The organism is Leeuwenhoekiella nanhaiensis, from assembly GCF_002744755.1.
In the GTDB taxonomy this organism is placed as follows: Bacteria; Bacteroidota; Bacteroidia; order Flavobacteriales; family Flavobacteriaceae; genus Leeuwenhoekiella; species Leeuwenhoekiella nanhaiensis.
The window spans coordinates 104,699-111,346 of record NZ_KZ319296.1; the positions used below are offsets into that span (position 1 = coordinate 104,699).

The window sequence follows — 6,648 nt, forward strand, 5'->3', positions numbered from 1 at the left end:
AAATTACCGAAAGAACTAATTCAATATGCGAACCTTTAAACCAAATTTATCACGCATCAGCGTGTAGATCACCTGGACATTTTTTTTTGAAACACCTTTTTGTGTTGAACTGATTCGTGTATAACTATAAGCACTCATAAAATCAAATTCCAGCTCGCCTGACTCTTTGTAAAGTGGGCTCAAATCGCTGTTATCAATAGCTATTTTTTTCGAAATTAGTTTTTCAAACCCATTTTTTTGAGTGATAATCAATATTTCATGGTCTTCATCAAATTTGATTGAGACTGTTGTCTTGCTCATATATAATTTGACTGTGGCGGCTATAGCACTTAGAAGAAATGAAATAAAACCTATGTAGAACTTGCCTTCTATAAAATAGGTGATGATTACGGTTATCAATGTTGAGATGAAAACTACAAGCGCCAGATTTGAGGCAATAGCAAGCCAATTTAGTTTTGGGCCTATTCGATGATTTATAAATAAAGTTTTTTCCAGTCCCAATCTATCTCGTCAGTTTTCTTGGTAGTTGCTATAAGCAGCACTATTTATTGAGTTATTTTAAATTCTGGTTAATCCTTTTTTTGGTGTGTTCTGATTTTTGATCGATGTGTTTATGACTGATGCAGTCTTTGCTAAGGTTAATACCATCCACTTACAAACACCTGGAAACCTATTGTAAACGCTTGAAGGGATAAATGTACCTTTTTTTGGAAAGTTCTTTCTAAGAATGAAACACGACCTAAGACAATTAAAGATTTCGTAATGGATAAATCTTATATCACTTCAATTTAAATTCTGGACTTTTAGTTTGCGCCAAACATTCTGGATGAGGCTTAGAACCCGGATCGTTGAAGAAATCATTTGCAGCCTGCATAGCACAGGGATTACTCCAGTTTGTAGTTGGGCCGTGTTTCCAGCCTTTAAAAATTAAATGAAAGCTATTCGTAATGTTATTGGCCATTGATTTAGCCCATTTAACGGGCGTCAATTCATCATATTCCCCACTTATTAAAAGAACAGGAATATTACTTTTTACCGGCTTATTTTCAATTTTTGGTACACTTTCAACACCCCAGATCTTACAAATTTCATCATCAAAAACGGCGGGTGATAATCCCATAACTTCCGGGTATTTACTTGTTTCACTTTTTATTTTTTCCTGAGAATTGAATGGATTTTCTTCAGCACACCAAACGGATAGACGCATACCTAAACCTGTACCTTTACCAGGTTCTTCGAAAAGAGTCGATAGTTTTTCTTTAACTGATGATAAATCGTTATTTAAGAGCATATTAATCTCAAAAGGAATATTCGGTACATCACCAGTATTGGCAGAACTAAAAACTGAAATTAAGTCTTTGCCTTCCAAGTAAACTATCTCGGGTTTTCCGTTTTTTGGATTTTCAACTTCTACTACTAGTGGATCTTTAGTTTTCTCTTCTAAATAGTTTAGGAATCGGTTTTTGATATTTGGATACGCTGTATTGCAATTTTTGTCGTGCTCACAATCTTGAAGTAATGCGCTAACAGTTTCTAAAAGGTTCTGCACACTTTCTTCATCATAATTTACTTCTATGGGAAGTGGGGAGTCCATCACTACACTTCTTATTTTTTCAGGATAATCTCGTAATAAAACCTGACTGATTTTAGTGCTGTACGATATCGTGAGCAAATTGTATTCTTCAATGCCCAGTGCAGTTATAAGATCATTGATGTCTGCTGCAATTTGATTTGTATTGTACACATTTAGGTCAATACCATCTTTGCGCAATCGTTCATTACACTCCCGGGCTGCTGTTTGGAGAATACTATCTGTTTTAGCAACATCAAAACCGCGAAGATTAGACTCATATACTGCCTGGGCCCATTCGGGACAGTCTAAACTTGGCTTTGCATATTGAGTACCCCTTTGCTCAAACAAAATCAAATCTCTGTCATCAAGATACTTGTAGTATTCCATATACATAGATGCACGCATAGAGGTATAACCAGGCCCACCTACAGTATATAAAACAGGGTCTGGTTTTGGGTTCTTACTTCTGCTTTTAAAAATATATAAGGGTAGTTTTACTCGGTTTCCGTTGGGTTTGTTTCTGTTTTCGAGTACTTCTAAATAGCCAAACGTATAATTCTGGTCTTCCGGGATTTTATGTGTGGTTTGTTTTGATTTTTTAAAGCTGGGTTTAAAATCTGAGGTGTTTTGTCCAAAACAATTTGTTAATAATCCTATGGAAAAAATTAAAAGCAGGTAATTTTTAAAAGAATTCATGAGTTTGCTCTTAGGAGTTTAGACAAACAAAGTATATAGTGACTAATTATGCATTCGCATTTGTTAAGAAATGGCCTGTTTTTTAATTCTACTGAGGCTTTGTTCTGAAACTCCTAAATACGATGCCAGGTATTTTTGGGGTACTCTTTGAATGAGATCAGGTTATGATTTCATCAAAAGCTGATACTTTTCAGTCAGGTTATGCAATTGCATAGTTGCTAATTTCTCAACCGTTGCTAAATATGCTTTTTCGGCAATGATTCTACCCAATGCCTCCAACTGATGTGATTTACGATACAAGTTTAAGAGATCACTTTTTTGAAATTCAAAATAACTGGCGTTTTCCAGGGTACTAATATAGATTTGGCCTTGTTTTTCCGTCAAAAAACTTTGGAAATCTGTTGCAAACCAACCGGCTAAGTAAAAGTGATGGGTATGTTCTTTACCGTCGATGATTTTATATCCCCGCAAGAGTCCTTTTTTTAGGAATATTATTTTAGTTGTGGGTTTGTCCGGATAAAAAAGCAATTGATTTTTTCCCATTTCTTTTTCAGAAGCAATGCTAATTAAAAGCTCATAACTCTTATCTGAAAACTCTAACTGTGACTGAATTAGTTCTTTCATAAGTGTTTCTTCGAATTACTCAATATAAAGCATATAGCTGCAATTACCTTGATTTTGGTTCAAAAAACAAAACGGGTTACGAACTAATATTGGGTATCTTTTTGTTTAATCGTAACGAGGTATTGATTTTGCTTTAGTTGTTTGAATTATTAATTATCGTTTATAAAAGATATAATCCGTGACAATTGGCTCGATACCGCTTTGTCTTAAATCTGAAATGATTTGTCCTTTATGATGGCTGAAATGATTTGCTACGTGAAATAAAATCTGTTGGATTGAATTGTCAAATTCCGTTCCTCTTGAGTTCTCGTATTTAATTCTTTCTTCCAATTCACGCTCATCAATTATTTTAAGCGTTTCTTTAAAATTTTCATTATCAATTATAGCACATTGTTTGAGTGAATGTATTTGATGGACACCCAATTTTTCTTTTCCGGTTATTCTTGCATTCCATATTTGTTGGGCATTTATCGAGTGAGAAAAGAGAGGAATCGTCCGTTCAGGTACTTTATTTTCATATTCAATCAGTTGTTCAACCAGCTTTTGGTTAAAGTGATTATGATATTCAAATATGTCTTTAAAAAACTCTTTCATGTTGCTATTCCAATATTTACAAGTGCTTTAAAGGTTTTGACGATAAATAGTTATTCAGTTGAGCATTTAAATCAATTCTATCTTGTGTTAGACTCCAGTGTTTATCAACGGTCTAAACTGAAAAACCGCTTAATCCCAAGGCTTCGGAAGGTTTAAATAAGTGAAATGTTATAGGAATTAGAGTCTTGTGCAGCGATAACCATTGTTAGCTGTAACTCTTTTTTGGATTTATTATTCCAAGAATTTTTCAAATGCTGTTCCATTAAATCTATAGGCTCCATTTTCGTGAGTTCCAAGCCAGAGATCACCTTCGTTATCTTTGTAAATGCTGAATATTGCAATCTGTTTGGAATTTTCCTGAACGGCATAATGTGTAATTTTCGCACCGTCATATTTCCAAACCCCATCGAGGTAAGTTACAAACCATAAATTATTATTATCATCTATTACACTGGATAGATACTCGTCTAAATTGCTATCAATTTTACCGTCTAAACCGCCGATGCTTTTATGCCTTGTGTAAAATTGATCGCTATTCAATGTGGTGCTATCGTATATGCTATATCTATATTCGGTATTAAACCAAAAATCACCGTTTTTATCTTCCAAAATCGAACGCACACCATTTGCTCCTTCGTTTCGAAATTCAGTCACATCTTCTTCTGTAATCCATTCAAATGATTTTCCGTTGTATCGACAGACTCCACTAGGGTTTGTGCCGAACCAGAGATTTCCTTTTCGGTCTTTATAAATGCTATAGACATCAAAGGGATTTGGTAAATTCGGTGGGTTAGGTAACTTTAATTCATATAAAGTAATACCATCATAGCGATATACTTTTCCCGTATTTCCATAAGAATATTTTAACCACATATCTTTTGGTTGAAGTTTCCAATTTTCACTCGGAACAGCCGTCAATGTTGTAAATTCCTTTCCGTCAAACATAGATATTGAAGCTGTTGCGTTTGCACTAGAGAAATACATGTTACCTGAATTATCCTCCTTTATCTCATCAATCCTGTTGTTTATCAATCCGTGTTCTGTTGTATAATTCACTAAACCTTTACCATCGTATTTATAGACGCCCGCTTCCCAACTGCCAAACCAAAAATTAGCTTTACGGTCTTGATAAACGACCATAATATTTTTTCCAAGTTCAGTAATTGAGTCCCCAGTTACAATGTTGTTCAACGTTACCTGTTGTTTTGTGTCCTGTCCATTACAAGAAGTCAATAGAATCAACAGGTTAAAAAATGCAATTAGGTTCAATTTTATCGTCATCTTTTGAAGTTCGTAGGTTCGTCATCGGGTTACAGCTCACGTTGTATGTAAAATTGTTACGTTGTCTATTCCCGAAGATAGCAAACAAACCGACAGCGAAAAATTCGAGCGGATTTTTCCAAAAGGGCGAGGACCAAACGATTACTAGTGCATCTTTTGTAGTAGTTTTTATTTAGTAACCATACATATCTAATTCATCAAAATCTTTTATTTCAGACAGTTTGATTAGACTATCTATTTTAATAGTATTCCAGGTTTCCTCAAATTCCTCATCTCCACCTTCCGCATTTTCATTGATGTTCTCTTTGACTAATTTCCTTTTTGTCAGGAAGTTGATGCTTGTTTCTCTCATTGTGATTGGTCCACGATTGCTGCTTGAATCAAATCCAATTAATTCAAAATTTGAGTTTTGATATCGGAAGGTATATTCCCAATACCCATATCTGCCGTGTCCGTAATGGATGTAAAGTTTTTCGTTTTCAATTTTAAACCATAATTCTGGCGGAAAATAAACTCCACCATCTTCATTTTCTGACGAAAAGCAAGTGTAGTTTTTATCAGCAAGTTCAAAACCTCCCTCATTATTAAATAAAACAACAATTCCACGTCTATTTCGGTCAACTTTTTTGTTAAAGCGATTGGTGACAATGTTAGTGGTATCAGTTTTTTTGATTATAAGAACACAATCTTTCAGACCATCTTTATTTAGATCCCCAAAGTATTTCTCAAATTCAACATATCCTTTTGGAATAAAATCAGATGGTACTTGATCCTGTGCTTTACAGCCAAGAAAACAGAGTAGTAATAAGGGGAGTATGCATAATTTTGTTTTCATTCAGTATTTAGCAGCCTACGGGTGGTATAGTCTAATTAAGTTATTGAGGGTAATTTATGTATTTGTTAGAGCATTTAAGTCAATTCCTACCTGTCAGTAGGTTAAAATTAGTAAGGTTTTATAAAAATTAGTGGCTTGTGCAACGACTACCGGTGTTAGCTAACGCTTTTTAATCAGTTTTATATTTTCTTCAGTTGTCGTTAATAAACTAAACTCTTTATTTCCCTTTTGTATAGTTCGGTCTATAATCATTAAGCTGTCAGTCAGCTTTTTAATTTTCCATAGTTTCTCAATCCTGTCTAAATCACTTTGTAATTCCAGAGTTAAGAATTCTGTTGAATTACTGATGTCAATTACAGATTTGGATACTTGATAAAAATATGATGCAGAAATAGTATCGCCTTTAATTTCATAAAAAGGCGGATATTGAAAATTATTTTCAGATATACCTCGTGGCGGAGGCGGTTTGATTATGCTGTCATTAGAGGGCAAATCATAATTTTTTTCATCAATCCAAATTCCATTCAGTAACTTTCTGTTCCATTGAATTTTACTTTTCTCAAGGGTTATTTCATAGTCCTTTTCGGAAATCAAAAGCCCTTTTAGAGTATTCTTGTCAATCTGCTTGATTGCAATTACTCTTCCGTCAAAAACCAATAAGTCGTTATTTTCAAAAGATGCAATCCTCCAAGGTAAATTCTTGTCGCTATTTTCAAAAACAGTATAGGTTGAGTCCTTAAAATCTATAGTCAAAGTGTCCTTTTCTCCGATTGAAGTCATAACAAAGGTATTCCCTCGTAAAGTATTCGCAATGTCAATCCGTTCAATGTTTTTTTGACAACTAAAAAGCGTTAAAATCAGAAGTAAAATTATTATCGGTTTGTTCATTTTCAAATGTTGGCTAATGGGTTTTGTATAACCGTCAGTTACGGGTTGGTATGCATTAATTTTCGGTTTGACACGGACGTTAGCAATTCCGAGTGGATTCGGACGTAGGCGAATCCGCCGTAATTGCGGTTATGAAATGTTGTAAAACGTTTTTTTA

Annotated in this window: 7 protein-coding genes; all 7 read right to left on the reverse strand. The window is 34.3% G+C overall.

Annotated features, from left to right (window positions below):
* Positions 1-15 precede the first annotated feature (15 nt).
* A complete protein-coding gene (locus CJ305_RS15220; protein WP_099647149.1) occupies positions 16-501 on the reverse strand; it encodes a hypothetical protein in 486 nt (161 codons plus the stop codon).
* Between the two features lie 277 nt (positions 502-778).
* Positions 779-2,269: an alpha/beta hydrolase gene (locus tag CJ305_RS15225; RefSeq protein ID WP_099647150.1), complete on the reverse strand. Its 1,491-nt coding sequence runs from the start codon at positions 2,267-2,269 to the stop codon at positions 779-781.
* Positions 2,270-2,431: 162 nt separating this feature from the next.
* Positions 2,432-2,893: a Crp/Fnr family transcriptional regulator gene (locus tag CJ305_RS15230; RefSeq protein WP_099647151.1), complete on the reverse strand. Its 462-nt coding sequence runs from the start codon at positions 2,891-2,893 to the stop codon at positions 2,432-2,434.
* Between the two features lie 153 nt (positions 2,894-3,046).
* Complete coding sequence (locus CJ305_RS15235; RefSeq protein ID WP_099647152.1) at positions 3,047-3,487, reverse strand: DinB family protein; 441 nt, start codon at positions 3,485-3,487, stop codon at positions 3,047-3,049.
* Between the two features lie 231 nt (positions 3,488-3,718).
* Entirely contained in the window at positions 3,719-4,678 is a 960-nt protein-coding gene (locus tag CJ305_RS15240; protein WP_189319469.1) for a ligand-binding sensor domain-containing protein, read from the reverse strand.
* 262 nt (positions 4,679-4,940) lie between these two features.
* On the reverse strand, positions 4,941-5,603 hold the full coding sequence (locus CJ305_RS15245) for a hypothetical protein (RefSeq protein WP_099647154.1): 663 nt from the start codon (positions 5,601-5,603) through the stop codon (positions 4,941-4,943).
* Between the two features lie 159 nt (positions 5,604-5,762).
* Positions 5,763-6,491, reverse strand: coding sequence for a hypothetical protein (locus CJ305_RS15250; protein ID WP_099647155.1), 729 nt, complete (start codon positions 6,489-6,491; stop codon positions 5,763-5,765).
* Between the last annotated feature and the right edge of the window lie 157 nt (positions 6,492-6,648).